The sequence below is a fragment of the Stenotrophomonas sp. As-7 genome (assembly GCF_030291015.1).
In the GTDB taxonomy this organism is placed as follows: Bacteria; Pseudomonadota; Gammaproteobacteria; order Xanthomonadales; family Xanthomonadaceae; genus Stenotrophomonas; species Stenotrophomonas lactitubi.
The window spans coordinates 1,166,541-1,181,917 of the sequence record NZ_CP127405.1 but is presented as its reverse complement, the minus strand read 5'-3'; the positions used below and the strand labels follow the sequence as shown (position 1 = coordinate 1,181,917).

General features: G+C 66.5%; 17 protein-coding genes. 11 read left to right on the top strand and 6 right to left on the bottom strand.

Features of this window, described 5'->3' with window-relative positions:
- Nucleotides 1–22: 22 nt before the first annotated feature.
- A complete protein-coding gene (locus QP457_RS05515) occupies nucleotides 23–2,617 on the bottom strand; it encodes a bifunctional aspartate kinase/diaminopimelate decarboxylase (protein WP_205405022.1) in 2,595 nt (864 codons plus the stop codon).
- A gap of 75 nt (nucleotides 2,618–2,692) precedes the next feature.
- Between QP457_RS05515 and QP457_RS05510 the strand changes: the two genes are divergently transcribed.
- Both QP457_RS05510 and QP457_RS05505 read left to right on the top strand, forming a co-directional pair.
- Complete coding sequence (locus QP457_RS05510) at nucleotides 2,693–3,565, top strand: PhzF family phenazine biosynthesis protein (protein ID WP_205405023.1); 873 nt, start codon at nucleotides 2,693–2,695, stop codon at nucleotides 3,563–3,565.
- Nucleotides 3,566–3,659: 94 nt separating this feature from the next.
- A complete protein-coding gene (locus tag QP457_RS05505) occupies nucleotides 3,660–4,538 on the top strand; it encodes a PhzF family phenazine biosynthesis protein (protein WP_205405024.1) in 879 nt (292 codons plus the stop codon).
- 83 nt (nucleotides 4,539–4,621) lie between these two features.
- Here QP457_RS05505 and QP457_RS05500 read toward each other — a convergent pair whose 3' ends face one another.
- Nucleotides 4,622–5,053, bottom strand: coding sequence for an OsmC family protein (locus tag QP457_RS05500; protein ID WP_019659396.1), 432 nt, complete (start codon nucleotides 5,051–5,053; stop codon nucleotides 4,622–4,624).
- A 370-nt stretch (nucleotides 5,054–5,423) separates the two neighbouring features.
- Between QP457_RS05500 and QP457_RS05495 the strand changes: the two genes are divergently transcribed.
- From QP457_RS05495 to QP457_RS05480, 4 genes are all read left to right on the top strand, one after another.
- Nucleotides 5,424–5,825 (top strand): HU family DNA-binding protein, encoded by a 402-nt coding sequence (locus tag QP457_RS05495; RefSeq protein WP_089239384.1) that lies wholly within the window; start codon nucleotides 5,424–5,426, stop codon nucleotides 5,823–5,825.
- A gap of 292 nt (nucleotides 5,826–6,117) precedes the next feature.
- Complete coding sequence (locus QP457_RS05490) at nucleotides 6,118–6,426, top strand: DUF3861 family protein (RefSeq protein ID WP_089239382.1); 309 nt, start codon at nucleotides 6,118–6,120, stop codon at nucleotides 6,424–6,426.
- Nucleotides 6,427–6,698: 272 nt separating this feature from the next.
- Entirely contained in the window at nucleotides 6,699–7,025 is a 327-nt protein-coding gene (locus QP457_RS21580) for a hypothetical protein (protein WP_338126710.1), read from the top strand.
- Nucleotides 7,026–7,106: 81 nt separating this feature from the next.
- On the top strand, nucleotides 7,107–7,703 hold the full coding sequence (locus tag QP457_RS05480; RefSeq protein ID WP_099819296.1) for a DUF1439 domain-containing protein: 597 nt from the start codon (nucleotides 7,107–7,109) through the stop codon (nucleotides 7,701–7,703).
- 101 nt (nucleotides 7,704–7,804) lie between these two features.
- Here the strand turns inward: QP457_RS05480 and QP457_RS05475 are convergent, their stop codons facing one another.
- Nucleotides 7,805–8,347: a type 1 glutamine amidotransferase domain-containing protein gene (locus tag QP457_RS05475; protein WP_205405026.1), complete on the bottom strand. Its 543-nt coding sequence runs from the start codon at nucleotides 8,345–8,347 to the stop codon at nucleotides 7,805–7,807.
- 172 nt (nucleotides 8,348–8,519) lie between these two features.
- Nucleotides 8,520–8,987, bottom strand: coding sequence for an SET domain-containing protein-lysine N-methyltransferase (locus tag QP457_RS05470; RefSeq protein ID WP_089239376.1), 468 nt, complete (start codon nucleotides 8,985–8,987; stop codon nucleotides 8,520–8,522).
- Between the two features lie 210 nt (nucleotides 8,988–9,197).
- Here QP457_RS05470 and QP457_RS05465 point away from each other — a divergent pair, with 210 nt between their 5' ends.
- From QP457_RS05465 to QP457_RS05445, 5 genes are all read left to right on the top strand, one after another.
- The gene (locus QP457_RS05465; RefSeq protein WP_025873978.1) at nucleotides 9,198–9,653 is read left to right on the top strand and encodes an SUF system Fe-S cluster assembly regulator; all 456 of its coding nucleotides are present in this window, start codon (nucleotides 9,198–9,200) and stop codon (nucleotides 9,651–9,653) included.
- An 18-nt stretch (nucleotides 9,654–9,671) separates the two neighbouring features.
- The gene (gene sufB / locus QP457_RS05460) at nucleotides 9,672–11,147 is read left to right on the top strand and encodes a Fe-S cluster assembly protein SufB (protein WP_099819294.1); all 1,476 of its coding nucleotides are present in this window, start codon (nucleotides 9,672–9,674) and stop codon (nucleotides 11,145–11,147) included.
- A 73-nt stretch (nucleotides 11,148–11,220) separates the two neighbouring features.
- A complete protein-coding gene (gene sufC / locus QP457_RS05455; protein WP_100551762.1) occupies nucleotides 11,221–11,985 on the top strand; it encodes a Fe-S cluster assembly ATPase SufC in 765 nt (254 codons plus the stop codon).
- Nucleotides 11,985–13,247, top strand: a complete 1,263-nt coding sequence (sufD, locus tag QP457_RS05450; RefSeq protein WP_205405027.1) for a Fe-S cluster assembly protein SufD — start codon at nucleotides 11,985–11,987, stop codon at nucleotides 13,245–13,247. The genes sufC and sufD overlap by 1 nt, the downstream gene beginning before the upstream one ends.
- Entirely contained in the window at nucleotides 13,244–14,500 is a 1,257-nt protein-coding gene (locus tag QP457_RS05445) for a cysteine desulfurase (RefSeq protein ID WP_100435925.1), read from the top strand. Before sufD ends, QP457_RS05445 begins: the two co-directional genes overlap by 4 nt.
- Before the next feature lie 251 nt (nucleotides 14,501–14,751).
- Here the strand turns inward: QP457_RS05445 and QP457_RS05440 are convergent, their stop codons facing one another.
- Both QP457_RS05440 and QP457_RS05435 read right to left on the bottom strand, forming a co-directional pair.
- A complete protein-coding gene (locus tag QP457_RS05440) occupies nucleotides 14,752–15,048 on the bottom strand; it encodes a hypothetical protein (RefSeq protein WP_205405028.1) in 297 nt (98 codons plus the stop codon).
- 124 nt (nucleotides 15,049–15,172) lie between these two features.
- Nucleotides 15,173–15,376, bottom strand: a complete 204-nt coding sequence (locus tag QP457_RS05435; RefSeq protein WP_205405029.1) for a hypothetical protein — start codon at nucleotides 15,374–15,376, stop codon at nucleotides 15,173–15,175.
- Nucleotide 15,377: the final 1 nt, after the last annotated feature.

Sequence of the window (15,377 nt, the reverse complement as noted above, 5' to 3'; positions counted from 1 at the left end):
TGCAGGGCGCGCAAGGCGGCGATCATTCGATCACGTCCTCGCGCGGCATCGCCCGTTGGTTGTAGGTGTTGGACATCACATAGCCGTAGGCACCGGCGTCGGCGATCAGCATCACATCATCCGGCGCGGTCGACACCGGCAGCTTGCGGCGCTTGCCGAACACATCGCTGGATTCGCAGATGGGACCGACCACATCGAACGCCGCTTCGGCGTAACCGCCCTGGCGGCTGAGGTTCTCGATGTCGTGCCAGGCGTCGTACAGGGCCGGGCGCATCAGCGTGTTCATGCCTGCATCCAGGCCGACACGGCGCACGCCGTCCTTCTCCACCACCTGGGTGGCGTGGGTCAGCAGCACGCCCGATTCGGCCACCAGGAAGCGGCCCGGCTCGATTGCCAGGCGGAATGCCGGGTGCAGCGCCTTGACCTCGGCCAGGCCCTCGGCCCAGGCCTCCAGGTCGAACGGCTCGTCTTCGTCGCTGTACGGAATCGGCAGGCCACCACCGATGTCGATGGTGTGCACGCTGCCGATACGACGCGCAAAGCCCGCCAGCTCATCGCACATCAGGCGCCAGTGCTGGGCGGTTTCCACGCCGCTGCCCAGGTGCGCATGCAGGCCGACCACGCGGGTGCCCAGCTCGGTGGCCGCGCGCACGAACTCGTCCACGCGCGCGATCGGCAGGCCGAACTTGGATTCCTTGCCACCGGTGCGGACCTTGGCGTGATGGCCTTCGCCACGGCCCAGGTCCACGCGCAGCCACAGCTCGCGGTTGCGGAACAGGTCCGGCCAGCGCTGCAGGGCTTCGACGTTGTCGACAGTGACGGTCACGCCCAGCGCGAACGCCGCTTCGTACTCGCTGCGCGGGCAGAAGCTGGGGGTGAACAGCACGCGCTTGGGCGACAGTTCCGGAATGGCCTGGAACACATGCTTCAGCTCGCCGTGCGACACGCATTCCAGGCCGAAACCTTCGGCTTCCAGCAGCTGCAGGATGGCCGGATGGCTGTTGGCCTTGATCGCATAGTAGCGCTGGTCGATCGGCTTGATCGCCGCCAGCGCACGGGCACGCGTCCGTACCGTCGGCAGGTGATAGACGTAGCGCGGGGTGCCGGCATCGGCCAACTGCAGCAGATGCGCACGCTGGCCACGCCACCACGGCGTACCGCGCGGGCGCACGGTGCCGGCGATTTCGCGCCAGCGCGGGCCGAACACTTCGGTCTCTTCCACCGGCATCGCGCCGCTGTCGATCAGCTCGGCGTGCAGGATCGGCAGCAGGCCATCGGCATCGGCCTCGTCGATGACGAAGGTCAGGTTCAGGTCGTTGGACGACTGCGAGATCATGTGCACGCGCTCACGACCGAAGGTCGCCCACACGTCCGACAGCTTGTGCAGCAGCGAGCGCATGCCCAGGCCGACCAGGGTGATCGCCGCGCACGGCACGATCACCTTGACCTTGCAGATCTGCGACAGGTCGGCCGACAGTGCGGCCAGCACATCGGTGTTGACCAGGTTCTCGGACGGGTCCAGCGACACGGTGACGTTGGTCTCGGCCGAACCGATCAGGTCCACCGACAGGCCGTGCTTCTTGAACAGGCCGAACACATCGGCGAGGAAGCCGACCTGCTGCCACATGCCGATGCCTTCCATCGACACCAGCACGATGCCGTTGCGGCGGCTGATCGCCTTCACCCCCGGCACCGGCGCGGCGTTGCCGTCGATGCTGGTACCCGGCAGTTCCGGGCGCTCGGTATCGAGGATCGCCATCGGCACGCCGGCATCGCGGCACGGCTTGATCGAGCGCGGGTGCAGCACCTTGGCACCGGTGGTGGCGATTTCCTGCGCTTCGTAGTAGTCCAGGCGGGTCAGCAGGCGCGCGTCCGGCACGTCCTTGGGATTGGCGCTGAACATGCCCGGCACATCGGTCCAGATCTCCACGCGGCTGGCGCCGAGCAGCGCACCGAAGTACGCCGCCGACGTATCCGAACCGCCGCGGCCGAGAATGGCCGTGCCACCGTCGGCATGACGCGAGATGAAACCCTGGGTGATCAGCAGGCGCGTGGGCTGCGCGCGGAAGCGCTGCGCCCATTCTGCATCGGCACGCCACTGGCAGTTCACCGACAGGCGCTGCGACCAGTCGCTCTGGTTCGGCTGCGGCGGCAGCGCGTCCAGCCACAGGCGCGCATCCATCCAGCCGAAATCCAGGCCGCTGGCGCGCAGGTAGGCCGCGCCCAGGCTGGAAGACAGCAGTTCACCCTGGCCCAGCACTTCGGCCTGCCAGTCCAGCGGACGGTTGGGCGCACGCGGGTCGTCCAGCAGGCCCTGCAGTGCGGCCAGGCGCTCGGCCAGCACCTCGGCGCCCAGGCCCAGCTCTTGCAGGAAGCCCTGGTGGCGCTCGACCAGCGCCGCCACGCGATCGCGGCTGTCCGGCGCGCCATCGGCAATCGCGGTCAATTCGTTGGTAACCCCGGACAGTGCCGAAACCACCACCAGCACGCGCGATCCGGTCTCTTCCGCCCGTTTTTTCGCCAGCTTCCCGATCGTGTCCCAGCGGTGGCGACGCGACACCGAGGTGCCGCCGAACTTCAGTACGATCCAACGATCGACAAGGGGGGAAGCTGACATGGATAGGCTATGTGTAATGTGGGGAAGCCGCCCTTGGGGGCGGAACCTTCGATTCTAAGCCCAATACACCCGTCAATGACCGCCTACCGCTACCTGCAGCTCGATGTCTTCGCCCATCACCCCGGTACCGGCAACCCGCTCGGTGTCGTGTTCGACGCGGATGGGCTGTCCACCGACCGCATGCAGGCCCTGGCCGCCTGGCTGAACCTGTCCGAGACCGTGTTCTTCCTGCGCCCCACCGATGCCGGCGCCGACTACCACATCCGCATCTTCACCCCCGCCAGCGAGCTGCCCTTCGCCGGCCATCCCAGCGTGGGCGCCGCCTGGGCCGCGGTCACCTGCGGCCTTGTGCAGCCACGCGACGGGACCCTGGTACAGCAGTGCGCGGCCGGCCTGCTGCCGGTGCAGGTCGCCGGCCCGGCCAACGCGCCCACCATCCGGCTGGCCAGCCCAGCAGCGCGCCTGCTGCCGACAGCACCGGGCACCGTCCCGGAAGCGCTGCGCGCCGTCATCGCCGAGGGCCAGGGCGCCGAACTCTGGGAAAACGGCCCGCGCTGGTGGCTGCTGCCGTTGCGCGATGCCGACGCCGTACGCACGCTGGTACCGGACATGGCGGCCCTGCGCGACTGGAGCATGGCCACCGATGCGCTCGGCGTAGCGGTGTTCGCGCTCGAACCCGGTGCCGACCATGATCTGGTGGTGCGTGCGTTCTGTCCTGCCGATGCGCCCAACGTACCCGAGGATCCGGTGACCGGCAGCGTCAACGCGCTGATCGGCGCCTGGCTGCGGCAGCGCAATGCCCTGCCCGGCAAGAACGGGAGCTATGTGGCCAGCCAGGGCCGCGAGGTCGGTCGCGACGGCCGCGTCCAGGTCACCGTCGACGCGCAGGGCAAGGTATGGATCGGTGGCCAGGTGCAGCCGGTGATCGACGGCCACATCCGCGGGTAGCGCCGGGCCACGCCCGCCGGCCTGCCGCGCTGCGCGCTCGCGGGGCATGGCCCCGCGCTACCCTATGCGGCCTGTTTCCTGGAGTTCCCGCCTGATGTCCGCACGCCGTTTCCTGCAGCTGGATGTTTTTTCCCCGCGCCCGGGCGCTGGCAATCCGCTGGCTGTCGTGCTCGATGCCGAAGGCCTGGACGATGCAGCGATGCAGGCCATCGCCCGCTGGACCCGCCTGCCCGAAACTACTTTCGTGTTCCCGGCACAGACGGCCGGCGCCAGCTATCGGCTGCGCATGTTCAGCCCACAGAAGGAAGTGCCGTTCGCCGGCCATCCCAGCGTCGGCACTGCCCATGCGGTGCTGCAGGCAGGCATCGCCGTGCCGGTTGACGGAGTACTGGTGCAGGACGGCATCGCCGGGGCGCTGCCACTGCGCGTGACCGGCGAAGGCGCCCAGCAGCGCATCGCGATCCGTACGCCGCGTGCACAGCTGGCCGAGACCGCGGCAGCCGACGATCCGCGCCTGCAGCCCGCCCTGCAGGGCTGGCCGCTGGGTGCGCTGCCACCTGCGCGCATGCAGGGCGGTCGCAGCTGGTGGGTCGTGCAGGTTGCGGACGAAGCCGCGTTGCGCGCCCTGCGCCCCGATTGGGACGCGATCGCCACGCTGGCTGAATCGACCGACAGCATGGGTGTGTTCGCCTATGCCTTTGCCGATGGCAGCGACGGTTACGACCTGGCCGTGCGCGCCTTCGTCGGCAATGGACGCCGCTTCGAGGATGCTGCTTCAGGCGCGGCCAACGCCGTGCTGGCGGCCTGGCTGGATCTGCGTGATGCCCTGCCGCACGGCCGCCAGCCCTTCGAAGTCAGCCAAGGCCGCGAAGTCGGCCACGATGCGCGCCTGACCCTGCTGGTCGACGAAGACGGCGAGGTCTGGTCCGGTGGCCAGGTGCAGACGGTGATTTCCGGCACCATCGACTGGTGATTACCCGCACGCGGGGTAGCGCCGGGCCATGCCCGGCGTCTTTCCGCTGCGCTCGCCGGGCATGGCCCGGCGCTACCACCTTCTCAGCCCAGCTCGGCTTCCAGACTGATCGGCACTGCGCTCAGCGCCTTGGAAACCGGGCAGTTCTGCTTGGCGTCATCGGCGATCGCGCGGAACTGGGTCGCATCGATTCCCGGCACCACCGCCTTCACTTTCAGCCGGATCTGCGACAGCTGCGGGCCGCCTTCCATCGACAGGTCGACCTTGGCTTCGGTATCCAGCGAGGTCGGGGTGAAACCGGCTTCGCCCAGCTTGGCCGACAGCGCCATGGTGAAACAACCGGCGTGCGCGGCGGCGATCAACTCTTCGGGATTGGTGCCCTTTTCATCACCGAAACGGCTGTTGAAGCCGTAGCGGGTTTTGTCCAGCAGGCCGCTCTGTGGCGTGCTCAACTGGCCCTTGCCCGACTTCAGGTCGCCTTCCCAATGCGCGGTAGCGTGTCGCGAGATTCCCATGTCCTGCTCCGTTGTGGCTGTGATGAACCAATACCCTGGCACGCGCCGCGTTAGCCCTGCGTCGCTCCGCCGCATGCGCCGCGCTTGTCCCGAGCCAGCGAGTGGACACTTCTTCGCCATCACCCCGGCGATTTTCCCCTTGTTTTCAGTCATTTCGCCAACCCGACCGAAAACAACAACAGCGCAATGCAGTGCACCACGGCCCCCGCTTCCCCCACTGCCAGCCATGTACTGAATCGGCCTGGATATGAAAAAACATGCACTTTCAGCGCTCCAGGCTATTGGCGGCGCCCAAGAGTTGCCCTACATTGCGCTTGCCGACGGGGTTCGGCGCCGACCAAACAACCAACCGTTCACGGAACAGGAAACCATGGCAAAGACCGCTAAGAAGGCTGCCCCGAAGAAGGCAGTGAAGAAAGTCGCGACGAAGGCTGCCGCCGCCAAGCCGGCCGCTCCGAAGCCGATCAAGGAAGTGCTGACCAAGTCGGGCCTGGTTGCACACATCGCTGAAGTCTCCGGCGTTGTCGCCAAGGACGTCCGCGCTGTGCTGGCCTCGCTGGAAGGCGCTGTCGCCGCTTCGGTGCACAAGAAGGGCGCAGGCTCGTTCACCCTGCCGGGCCTGCTGAAGATCAGCACCGTCAATGTGGCAGCCAAGCCGAAGCGCAAGGGCATCAACCCGTTCACCAAGGAAGAGCAGTGGTTCGCCGCCAAGCCGGCCACCACCAAGCTCAAGGTTCGCCCGCTGAAGAAGCTCAAGGACGCTGCGCTCTAAGCGCGCGCCCTGCAGCGGATACCTGGCGGGACGGCCTTGGCCGTCCCGTTTTTTTTGCTCTGCTCTCCAGTAGATCCACGCCACGCGTGGATGCCCTACTCTGCGACCCCGCAACACAGCGTTTCCCGCGCCCACGCAATCACCCGCACAGGCCCGCCGCCCATGTCCGCGCCGCTGTTTTTCCAGTGCAGGAACGAACCGGGTGGAACACTGCGTGCAGCCCCGGCCATCGCCGCCGGCCAATGCCTTGCCTATGGTGGACACATTCCTCCCCACCAGCGCGAGCACCCCCATGGCCAGCCCCTCCACCCGCTACCGGATCTCGGTGACCCCGATCGAAAAGGACGGGCACCAGTGCACCGGGCGCTGCACCATCGAACTGGAACATCGTGCCAGCCGCGACCTGATGCGCCTGCTGGAATCAGCCCCGCGCACGGCAGGCCTGAGCGGCGACGAACGTGCCACGCTGGTGGTGGCCACCCAGCTGCTGCGTGACATCGTGCAGCGCCATGCGGACACCGACGGCCATGCGCTGGCAGCGATTTCCGCACAGGTGCTGCCGGCATTGGATGCGCTGGAGCAGCTTCCCTCTTCGCGCTGAGCCGGCCCCGGCCGCTACACTGCCGCCTTCCAGGTCGCCTCGGGGAGGAGGCAGACATGCGCGGTTCTCTTTGCTTGTTGATCCCGTTGCTTATGGTGGGGTGCTCCAACCCGATGCCTCCAGCCGAGTCCGCCTCGTCGGAGCCCGCCTCAACCGCAATTTCCCCTTCCGTACCATCGACGAATACGGCACCGGAATCAGCTGCCCTCGACGCCGTCACCGTCGACCCGCTGTATGGCGCCGTTGCCATCGGCAGCGAATCGCCCGCAGCGATGCTCAACCGCTACATGCTCGACCTGCTCAACCAGAACAAGGCGCGCAGCGATGCGGCCTGGGCCTACGCCCCGGCCGACCCGCGTCACGCTGACGACGCCGTGCTGCGCCTGCTGCCCGACGTACGCAACCTGCGCCTGGACAGTGATGTGGCGGTGCCGCGCGACGATGGCCAGCCACCGCGCCTGCTGGAAGTGCCGGTGAAGATCCGCGCGCTGACCGCCAGCGGCACCTTCCGCTACCACGGCTGGTACCGCGTACAGCCCAGCGCCGACGGCCGCGCCTGGCAGATCCAGTCGGCCAGCCTGCAGCCAACGCTGGACTGAACCGTTGCAGCGGTGTGTACCCGCGATTCAGCGGGCAAAGCTACTCTGTAGGCCTCTTCGATCCTTCTTCCGGTCACCGCCATGCGCCTGCGTTCCCTGATGACCCGCCTTGCCGCCTCGACCGTGCTGATTGCTGCCGCGATCGGTGCGCAGGCCGCCCCTTCGATCTCCGGTCGTGAACTGGCGGTTGGCGCCAGCGACGTGCAGCAGTATCTGGACGGCAGCTTCCCGCGCACCCAGGACGCACTGGGCGGCCTGATCGCGCTGACCATGAGCCACCCGCAGCTGAGCCTGCCGGCAGGCGAGCGATTGAACCTGGGCATGGACGTGGCGCTGGCGACTGCGGGCGGCAACCCGGCCAAGCTGGGCACGGTGAAGCTCAGCAGCGGCCTGCGCTACGACGCGCAGACCCAGGGCTTCCACCTGCAGCAGCCGACCGTAGATGATTTCACCCCGGCCAGCCAGGGCGGCCGCCTTGACTCGCGTACCCGCGGCCTGCTCAACGCATGGCTGAGCGACTACGCCCAGCGCGAACCGATCTACAAGCTGGACCCGGCCGTGGCCGGCCTGCTCGGTGCCCTGCAGGTGCAGTCAGCGCAGGTGAAGAACGGCAAGCTGGTGGTGACCTTCAACCAGAATCTGGGCAACCTGGTGCCGGCCGGCGTCCTGGGCAAATAAGCAGCCGCCAGATGCGGTAGCGCCGGGTCATGCCCGGCGGCTTCTGCCCTTTCCGCGCTTCGCGCTCGCCGGGCACGGCCCGGCGCTACCGCATCACACCATCACGCCGCCAGCGCCTTCACCAGCGCCTCGCTGAAAGCGGGAATGTCATCCGGCTTGCGGCTGGTGATCAGGTTGCCGTCCACCACCACTTCCGCGTCGCGCCAGCGCGCGCCGGCATTGGCCAGGTCCTGCTGCAGCGACGGCCACGACGTTACCTCGTGTCCCTTCGCCAGCCCGCTGTTGATCAGCAGCCAAGGGCCGTGGCAGATCGCCGCCACCGGCTTGCCGGCACCGGCCATGCTGCGGATGAAATCCAGTACTGCTTCGTTGGTGCGCAGGGTATCCGGATTGATCACGCCACCGGGCAGCACCAGCGCATCGAAGCGGCCGGCATCGGCGCCATCCAGCGGCTGATCCACGGCGACCGAATCACCCCAGTCCTTGTCCTTCCAGCCCTTGATGCTGGCCTCTTTGGCCGGCGACACCACGCTGACGCGCGCGCCCTCCGCTTCCAGAAGGTGCTTGGGCTCGATCAGTTCAGACTGCTCGAAACCATGCGTGGCGAGAATGGCGATCTGCTTGCCGCGAAGACGCTGTGCCATGTCGTGCTCCAGATAGGGGGGAGCGGACAGGGTGGGCGAAAGCGCATTGAACGACGGTGACCCGGCCGTGCACGGCAGGTGCAGAAACGCCCGGGTAGCGCCGGGCCATGCCCGGCGGCTTCTGATTCCGCCCGCGCTTGGCGCTCGCCGGGCATGGCCCGGCGCTACCGGATCAGCGCTTGGGCTGCAGCATCGTGCCGGTGCACTTGGGTGAGCCGCAGCGGCACTCCCAGATCTTCTTCAGCTTGGCCGTATGCCGCTCGGCCAGGGTGATGCCGTAGTTGTAGGTCAGTTCTTCGCCGGCCTTGATATCGCGCAGCGCCTCGATGAAGACCTTGTCGCCACGGCTGTCACCGTCCTCGTTCTCCTCGATCACCGCCTCGCAGTTCGGGTCGCAGCTGTGGTTGATCCAGCGCGCGTCGTTGCCCTTGTAGTTGGCATCGATCACCCAGTCATCGTTGAGTGTGAACAGGAAGGTATGGCCGCTTTCCACATCGCCACTGTCATCGGCATCGACATCGCCGTGGCTGCGCAGCAGGCCCTTGTACTGGATCACGCGCTCGCCCTGCTTGATCGGGGCCACGGAAAACACACCGTTGCCGTGGATGGCGGACTTGCGGGCTTGGATCTTCTTGGGCATCGGCAAGAGACGTTTGCAGCGAAAGGAACGTTGATTCTCGCCCATTCCGGGTGATTGCGAAAATCACCCCCATGCCCCAGCATGTCGCCCCGTCAGCCGCCCTCGGCCGCCGACCTGCAGCCGGCCCCAAGCGCCCGCTGAATGGCCGGGTTGGATGCCGGCGAATAAAAGCGTACAATTTCAGTCCGCTTTAAGAACCACTCGCATCCCATGTTGCGCGTCACCAAGCTCACCGATTACGCCACCGTCGTACTGACCGTGCTCGCCGCCCGTCCGGGCGAGGTGCTCAGTGCCACCGAGCTGGCCGAATTCACCGGTCTGGAGCCGCCCACCGTCAGCAAGGTGCTCAAGCCACTGGCCCAGGCCGGTTTGGTCGAAGGCCTGCGCGGCGTCCGCGGCGGCTACCGGCTGACCCGCCCATCGATCGAGATCTCGCTGTTTGAAGTGGTCGAAGCCATGGAAGGGCCGTTGGCCCTGACCGAGTGCAGCCACGACCACCACCAGTGCGGCATGGCGCCCAAGTGCGGCGCACGCAGCAGCTGGCGGCTGATCAACGACGTGGTCTCCGAGGCCCTGCGCGATGTCAGCCTGGCGCAGATCCTGCCCCCTCTTCCCCTTGTCGACGAAGAACAGCGCCGCACCATCGCTGTCGACGTCGTCTCCTGATCCGTAGGCAGCCCCCCCATGGCCACCGAAACCATCGAAACCGTCGCCAGCGACGACACCCCCAACCGCGAGATCCATGAGCAGCTCGGCCGCAAGTATTCGGCCGGCTTCATCACGGACATCGAGTCGGACTCCCTTCCCGCCGGCCTGGACGAGGACACCATCCGCGCCCTGTCGGCCAAGAAGGAAGAGCCGGAATGGATGACGCAGTGGCGCCTGGACGCCTACCGCCACTTCCTGACCATGCCGATGCCGAACTGGGCCAAGCTGCAGATCGCCCCGATCGACCTGCAGGCGCTGAGCTACTACTCCGCGCCGAAGGGCCCGAAGTACGCCTCGCTGGATGACGTGCCCAAGGAACTGCTGGACACCTACGACAAGCTGGGCGTGCCGCTGCACGAGCGCGCCAAGCTGGCCGGCGTAGCGGTGGACGCGGTGTTCGACTCGGTCTCGGTGGGCACTACCTTCCGCAAGGAACTGGCCGAGAAGGGCGTGATCTTCTGCTCGATGTCCGAAGCCATCAAGGAACACCCGGAACTGGTGCGCCAGTACCTCGGCACCGTGGTGCCGGTCGGCGACAACTATTTCGCCGCGCTCAATTCGGCGGTGTTCTCCGATGGCAGCTTCGTGTTCATTCCCAAGGGCGTGCGTTGCCCGATGGAACTGAGCACTTACTTCCGCATCAACGCCGGCCACACCGGCCAGTTCGAGCGCACGCTGATCATCTGCGAAGAGAAGGCGTACGTGTCCTACCTGGAAGGCTGCACCGCGCCGATGCGCGATGAGAACCAGCTGCATGCGGCGGTGGTCGAACTGGTGACGCTGGACGATGCGGAGATCAAGTACTCCACCGTGCAGAACTGGTACCCGGGCGACGAGAACGGCGTCGGCGGCATCTACAACTTCGTCACCAAGCGTGCCGAATGCCGTGGCGCGCGCAGCAAGGTCACCTGGACCCAGGTCGAGACCGGCTCGGCGATCACCTGGAAGTATCCGTCCTGCGTGCTGCTGGGCGACGACTCGGTCGGTGAGTTCCACTCGGTGGCGCTGACCCATCATCGCCAACAGGCCGACACCGGCACCAAGATGATCCACGTCGGCAAGCGCACCAAGAGCAAGATCATCAGCAAGGGCATCAGCGCCGGCCGCGGCCAGAACACCTACCGCGGCCTGGTGAAGATCGACCGCAATGCCGACGGCGCGCGCAACTACACCCAGTGCGATTCGCTGCTGATCGGCAAGCAGTGTGGCGCCCACACCTTCCCCTACATCGAGGTGAAGAATCCTGGCGCCACCGTCGAGCACGAGGCCACCACCTCGAAGATCTCCGACGACCAGCTGTTCTACTGCCGCGCCCGTGGCATCAGCCAGGAAGACGCGGTGTCGATGATCGTCGACGGCTTCTGCAAGCAGGTGTTCCGCGAACTGCCGATGGAGTTCGCGGTGGAAGCCAAGAAGCTGCTGGAAGTCTCGCTGGAAGGCTCGGTGGGCTGATCGCCCGCCCTGCCCTCGCACAACGCATTCTTTTTACCGGCGGGCCGCGGCCCGCACCACGGAAACCCCCACCATGCTGAAGATCGAAAACCTCCACGCCCGCATCGGCGACAAGGAAATCCTCAAGGGCCTGTCCCTGGACGTGAAGCCCGGCCAGGTGCACGCCATCATGGGCCCCAACGGCGCCGGCAAGTCCACCCTGGGCAATGTCCTGGCCGGCCGTGACGGCTATGAGGTCACCGAAGGCAGCGTGCAGTTCGAAGGCGTCGACCTGCTCGACCAGGACCCGGAAGCGCGCGCCGCTGCCGGTCTGTTCCTGGCGTTCCAGTACCCGGTGGAAATCCCCGGCGTGAACAACACCTACTTCCTGCGCGCCGCGCTCAACGCCCAGCGCAAGGCGCGCGGCGAGGAAGAACTGGATTCGATGCAGTTCCTCAAGCTGGTACGGCAGAAGCTGGCCGTGCTGCACCTGAAGGACGAACTGCTGCACCGTGGCGTCAACGAAGGCTTCTCCGGTGGCGAGAAGAAGCGCAACGAGATCTTCCAGCTGGCCGTGCTGGAGCCGAAGCTGGCGATCCTGGACGAAACCGATTCGGGCCTGGACATCGATGCGCTGAAGAGCGTGGCCGACGGCGTCAACGCGCTGCGCAGCGCCGACCGCTCGTTCCTGGTCATCACCCACTACCAGCGCCTGCTGGACTACATCAAGCCGGATGTGGTGCACGTGCTGGCCGATGGCCGCATCGTCAAGAGCGGTGGCCCGGAACTGGCGCTGGAACTGGAAGCGCACGGCTATGACTTCCTGAAGGACCGGGTCGTGCCCGAGGCGGCGGTCTGATGAGCGCCCTGCTCGACTCCATGGCCCAGGCCTTCTGCGGCAGCGATGCGCGCCGCGAAGTGCTCGACAGCGTGCTGCGCGACGGCCTGCCCGGCGCACGCAGCGAAAGCTGGAAGTACACCTCGCTGCGCCAGCTGGAGCGCCGCAGCTTTGCGGCCGCACCGTTGACCCCGGCGCTGCTGGATGCCGCCGTGCTGGAGGACATCCCGGCGCCGCGCCTGGTGTTCGTCAATGGCCGCCTCAACGACGCGCTGAGCGACGTGCAGGGCCTGCCGGCCGGCGTGCAGCTGGAAACGCTGTCTTCCGCACTGGCCGCTGGCGAGGACGCCGTGCGCTTCCTCGGCCGCCGCTACGAGCGCAGCGACGAAGTGTTCGCCCGCCTCAACGCTGCCCTCGCCGATGAAGGCGTGGTGCTGCGCGTGGACGACGGCGTGCAGGTCGAGGTACCACTGCAGCTGGTGTTCGCCAGCGTCGCCGGCGACACCGACCTGGCTTGGCACCATCGCCACCTGATCGAACTGCGTGCCGGCGCCAGCCTGGGCGTGGTCGAGCACCGCTTCAGCGTCGGTGACTCGGCGCATCTGGACAACACCGTGCTGCACGCCCACGTCGCCCGTGACGCTGTGCTCAAGCACGCCCGCGTGCAGGCCGGCAACGCGCGCCAGACCAGCTTCCTGCGCACCGACGCGGTACTGGCCAAGGACGCGCAGTACCACCGCGTGGACCTGGAGCTGGGTGCCGCGCTCAGCCGCCATGAACTGAACGTGCGTCTGGAAGGCGACAACGCCCAGCTGACCGCCAATGGCGTGCTGCTCGGCACCGGCCGTCGCCACGTCGATACCCGTCTGGGCATCGACCATATCGCCCGCGACACCAGCGCCGAGCTGCAGTGGCGTGGCGTGGCCGCCAACCGCAGCCGCGTGGTGTTCCATGGCGGCATCCAGATCCGTGCCGGCGCCGATGGCACCGACGCCAACCTGTCCAACAAGAACCTGCTGCTGTCGGCCGACGCCGAGATCGATACCCAGCCGACGCTGGTGATCGACGCCGACGAAGTGAAGGCCGCACACGGTGCCACCGTCGGCCAGCTCGACGCCAACGCATTGTTCTACCTGCGTTCGCGCGGCCTGCCGCAGGCCCAGGCGCAGGCGTTGCTCAGCGCCGCGTTCTGCCACGAGCCGCTGAAGGTGCTGCCCGAAGCGTTGCGCGAACAGCTGGCACGCCGGCTGGACAAGGCGCTGGCCGAGGCGGGCGTGGCATGAACCTGTCCACCCCGCGACCGATCGAAGCACCCGCCGACGCCCCCGACTGGGCGCGCGTGCGCCTGGACTTCCCGCTGCTGATGCGCGAAGTGCACGGCAAGCCGCTGGTCTATTTCGACAACGCCAACACCGGCCAGAAGCCGGTGCAGGTGATCGGCGCAGTGGACGAGTTCTACCGTCGCTACAACGCCAACGTCAGCCGTGCGGTGCACGCGCTGGGTACCGAGGCCACCGACGCCTACGAGGGCGCGCGCAACAAGCTGGCCCGTTTCCTCAACGTGCGCAGCAACGACCTGGTGCTGTGCAGCGGCACCACCTTCGCGATCAATCTCGTTGCGTACTCCTGGGCCCTGCCGCGGCTGAAGGCCGGCGACGTGATCCTGGTGTCGCGCATGGAGCACCACGCCAACATCGTGCCGTGGCAGCTGGTGGCCCAGCGCACCGGCGCGACAATCCGCGTAGCCGAGATCACCCCCGACGGCGCGCTGGACCTGGACGCGCTGCGCGCGGCGATGACCCCCGAGGTCAAGCTGCTGGCCGTGGCCCACGTCTCCAACGTGCTCGGCACCATCAACCCGGTGCGCGAGATCTGCCGCGAAGCCCGCAAACGCGGCATCGTCACCGTGGTCGACGGCTCGCAGGCCGCACCCCACCGCAAAGTCGATGTCACCGCCATCGGCTGCGACTTCTACGCCATCACCGGCCACAAGATGTGCGGCCCGACCGGTACCGGTGCGCTGTGGGCACGCCGCGAGCACCTGGACGCGATGCCGCCGTTCCTGGGCGGCGGCGAGATGATCAAGGAAGTCAGCTTCGACGGCACCGTGTTCAACGATGCCCCGCACAAGTTCGAAGCCGGCACCCCCAACATCGCCGGCTTCATCGGCCTGGGCGTGGCGGCGGACTATCTGCAGAACGTCGGCCTGGACCACGTGGAAGCGCGCGAAGCTGAGTTGCTGGCGCACTTCACCGAAGAGTTGCGTCGGGTCGATGGCCTACGCATCATCGGCGAGGCGCCTGAAAAGGCAGCGGTGGTGTCGTTCCTGATCGACGGCGCGCATGCGCACGATCTGGCTACCCTGCTGGATCTGGAAGGTGTGGCCGTGCGCTCGGGCCAGCACTGCGCGCATCCGCTGCTGCAGTACTACGGCGTGGCGGCGACCTGCCGTGCGTCGTTGGCGTTCTACAACACGCATGAAGAGATCGAGCGGTTCATGACCGCGTTGACGAAGGTAAGAAAGTTGCTGGGGTGAGGCCTCGGTAACAACCGGAAAGTTGCGAACGCCACGGGACACCGTGGCGTTTTTTTGTCGGCTGACTATGCCGAGCTGCAGCACCAAGACCGCAAACGTCAGCTGCCCGATCTGCCACTGTGCAGCGACAAGACCTCCGCGATCAATCCGGTGACGTCTGCCGCGGCAGTAGGCCGGGGAGGATCCTGGTCTCGCAAGCTGCAGTCCATGCCACCACATGCCCCCCGGGCGGCGGTTGCGTGTCCCCCCGATCAACGCATGCCCTTCAAGCATGAAAAAGTACAAGCGCTGCGCATTGCTGCAGGCTCATGGACAGTATTCATCCAAGGGCCATCTGTCACTTCAGTCTTCCAGATCCAGCGCCACTTCCCCCAAAGCGGCACGTGGCATTGTACCGGGGAACCGTAGGAATCAGACATCAAGCGGAGCATGGATTTCGCCGAGAAGTAGAGAGTCCGTCGCCGCATCTTGCCGGTCCAGATCACGCGCCGGGTCTGCTTGCGCTTGCGCTTGCCCAGGCGCTCAGCATCACCAAATGTCAGCTGCATGGATAGCTTCTCAACGTGTACCGTGATTTTCTCTCATGCGGCCGGCGCTACCGAAATGATAGTTCAGAGTATCCTTAAAGGGCGGCAAACACTGGGCGGACTTGCCGCTTCTGCATTAAGGCTGCTAGGAACTCTTCCCGCGTAGCAAGCCAACGAAAATAGGTATGTAACCCACTGTAAACGCCGCCAGAAGTATGAGCGCCCATTCAATGAATGAAATCCCTGTACGCCCGTACACGAGACGCAGCAACCCATAGCTGGCGATCGTGAAAACAGCAGCTTTCGCGTAATAGACGGCAACGCCCTTCAGGATCAATTTACTCTTCATT

Excerpts from the sequence above, each read along its gene's own strand:
- QP457_RS05440 (WP_205405028.1), bottom strand. The coding sequence starts at position 15,048 with ATGCAGCTGACATTTGGTGATGCTGAGCGCCTGGGCAAGCGCAAGCGC.
- QP457_RS05510 (WP_205405023.1), top strand. The coding sequence starts at position 2,693 with ATGACCGCCTACCGCTACCTGCAGCTCGATGTCTTCGCCCATCACCCC.
- sufC (WP_100551762.1), top strand. The coding sequence starts at position 11,221 with ATGCTGAAGATCGAAAACCTCCACGCCCGCATCGGCGACAAGGAAATC.
- sufB (WP_099819294.1), top strand. The coding sequence starts at position 9,672 with ATGGCCACCGAAACCATCGAAACCGTCGCCAGCGACGACACCCCCAAC.
- QP457_RS05490 (WP_089239382.1), top strand. The coding sequence starts at position 6,118 with ATGGCCAGCCCCTCCACCCGCTACCGGATCTCGGTGACCCCGATCGAA.
- QP457_RS05475 (WP_205405026.1), bottom strand. The coding sequence starts at position 8,347 with ATGGCACAGCGTCTTCGCGGCAAGCAGATCGCCATTCTCGCCACGCAT.
- QP457_RS05480 (WP_099819296.1), top strand. The coding sequence starts at position 7,107 with ATGCGCCTGCGTTCCCTGATGACCCGCCTTGCCGCCTCGACCGTGCTG.
- QP457_RS05465 (WP_025873978.1), top strand. The coding sequence starts at position 9,198 with ATGTTGCGCGTCACCAAGCTCACCGATTACGCCACCGTCGTACTGACC.
- QP457_RS05505 (WP_205405024.1), top strand. The coding sequence starts at position 3,660 with ATGTCCGCACGCCGTTTCCTGCAGCTGGATGTTTTTTCCCCGCGCCCG.
- QP457_RS05435 (WP_205405029.1), bottom strand. The coding sequence starts at position 15,376 with ATGAAGAGTAAATTGATCCTGAAGGGCGTTGCCGTCTATTACGCGAAA.
- sufD (WP_205405027.1), top strand. The coding sequence starts at position 11,985 with ATGAGCGCCCTGCTCGACTCCATGGCCCAGGCCTTCTGCGGCAGCGAT.
- QP457_RS21580 (WP_338126710.1), top strand. The coding sequence starts at position 6,699 with ATGCTCAACCGCTACATGCTCGACCTGCTCAACCAGAACAAGGCGCGC.
- QP457_RS05445 (WP_100435925.1), top strand. The coding sequence starts at position 13,244 with ATGAACCTGTCCACCCCGCGACCGATCGAAGCACCCGCCGACGCCCCC.
- QP457_RS05470 (WP_089239376.1), bottom strand. The coding sequence starts at position 8,987 with ATGCCCAAGAAGATCCAAGCCCGCAAGTCCGCCATCCACGGCAACGGT.
- QP457_RS05515 (WP_205405022.1), bottom strand. The coding sequence starts at position 2,617 with ATGTCAGCTTCCCCCCTTGTCGATCGTTGGATCGTACTGAAGTTCGGC.
- QP457_RS05500 (WP_019659396.1), bottom strand. The coding sequence starts at position 5,053 with ATGGGAATCTCGCGACACGCTACCGCGCATTGGGAAGGCGACCTGAAG.
- QP457_RS05495 (WP_089239384.1), top strand. The coding sequence starts at position 5,424 with ATGGCAAAGACCGCTAAGAAGGCTGCCCCGAAGAAGGCAGTGAAGAAA.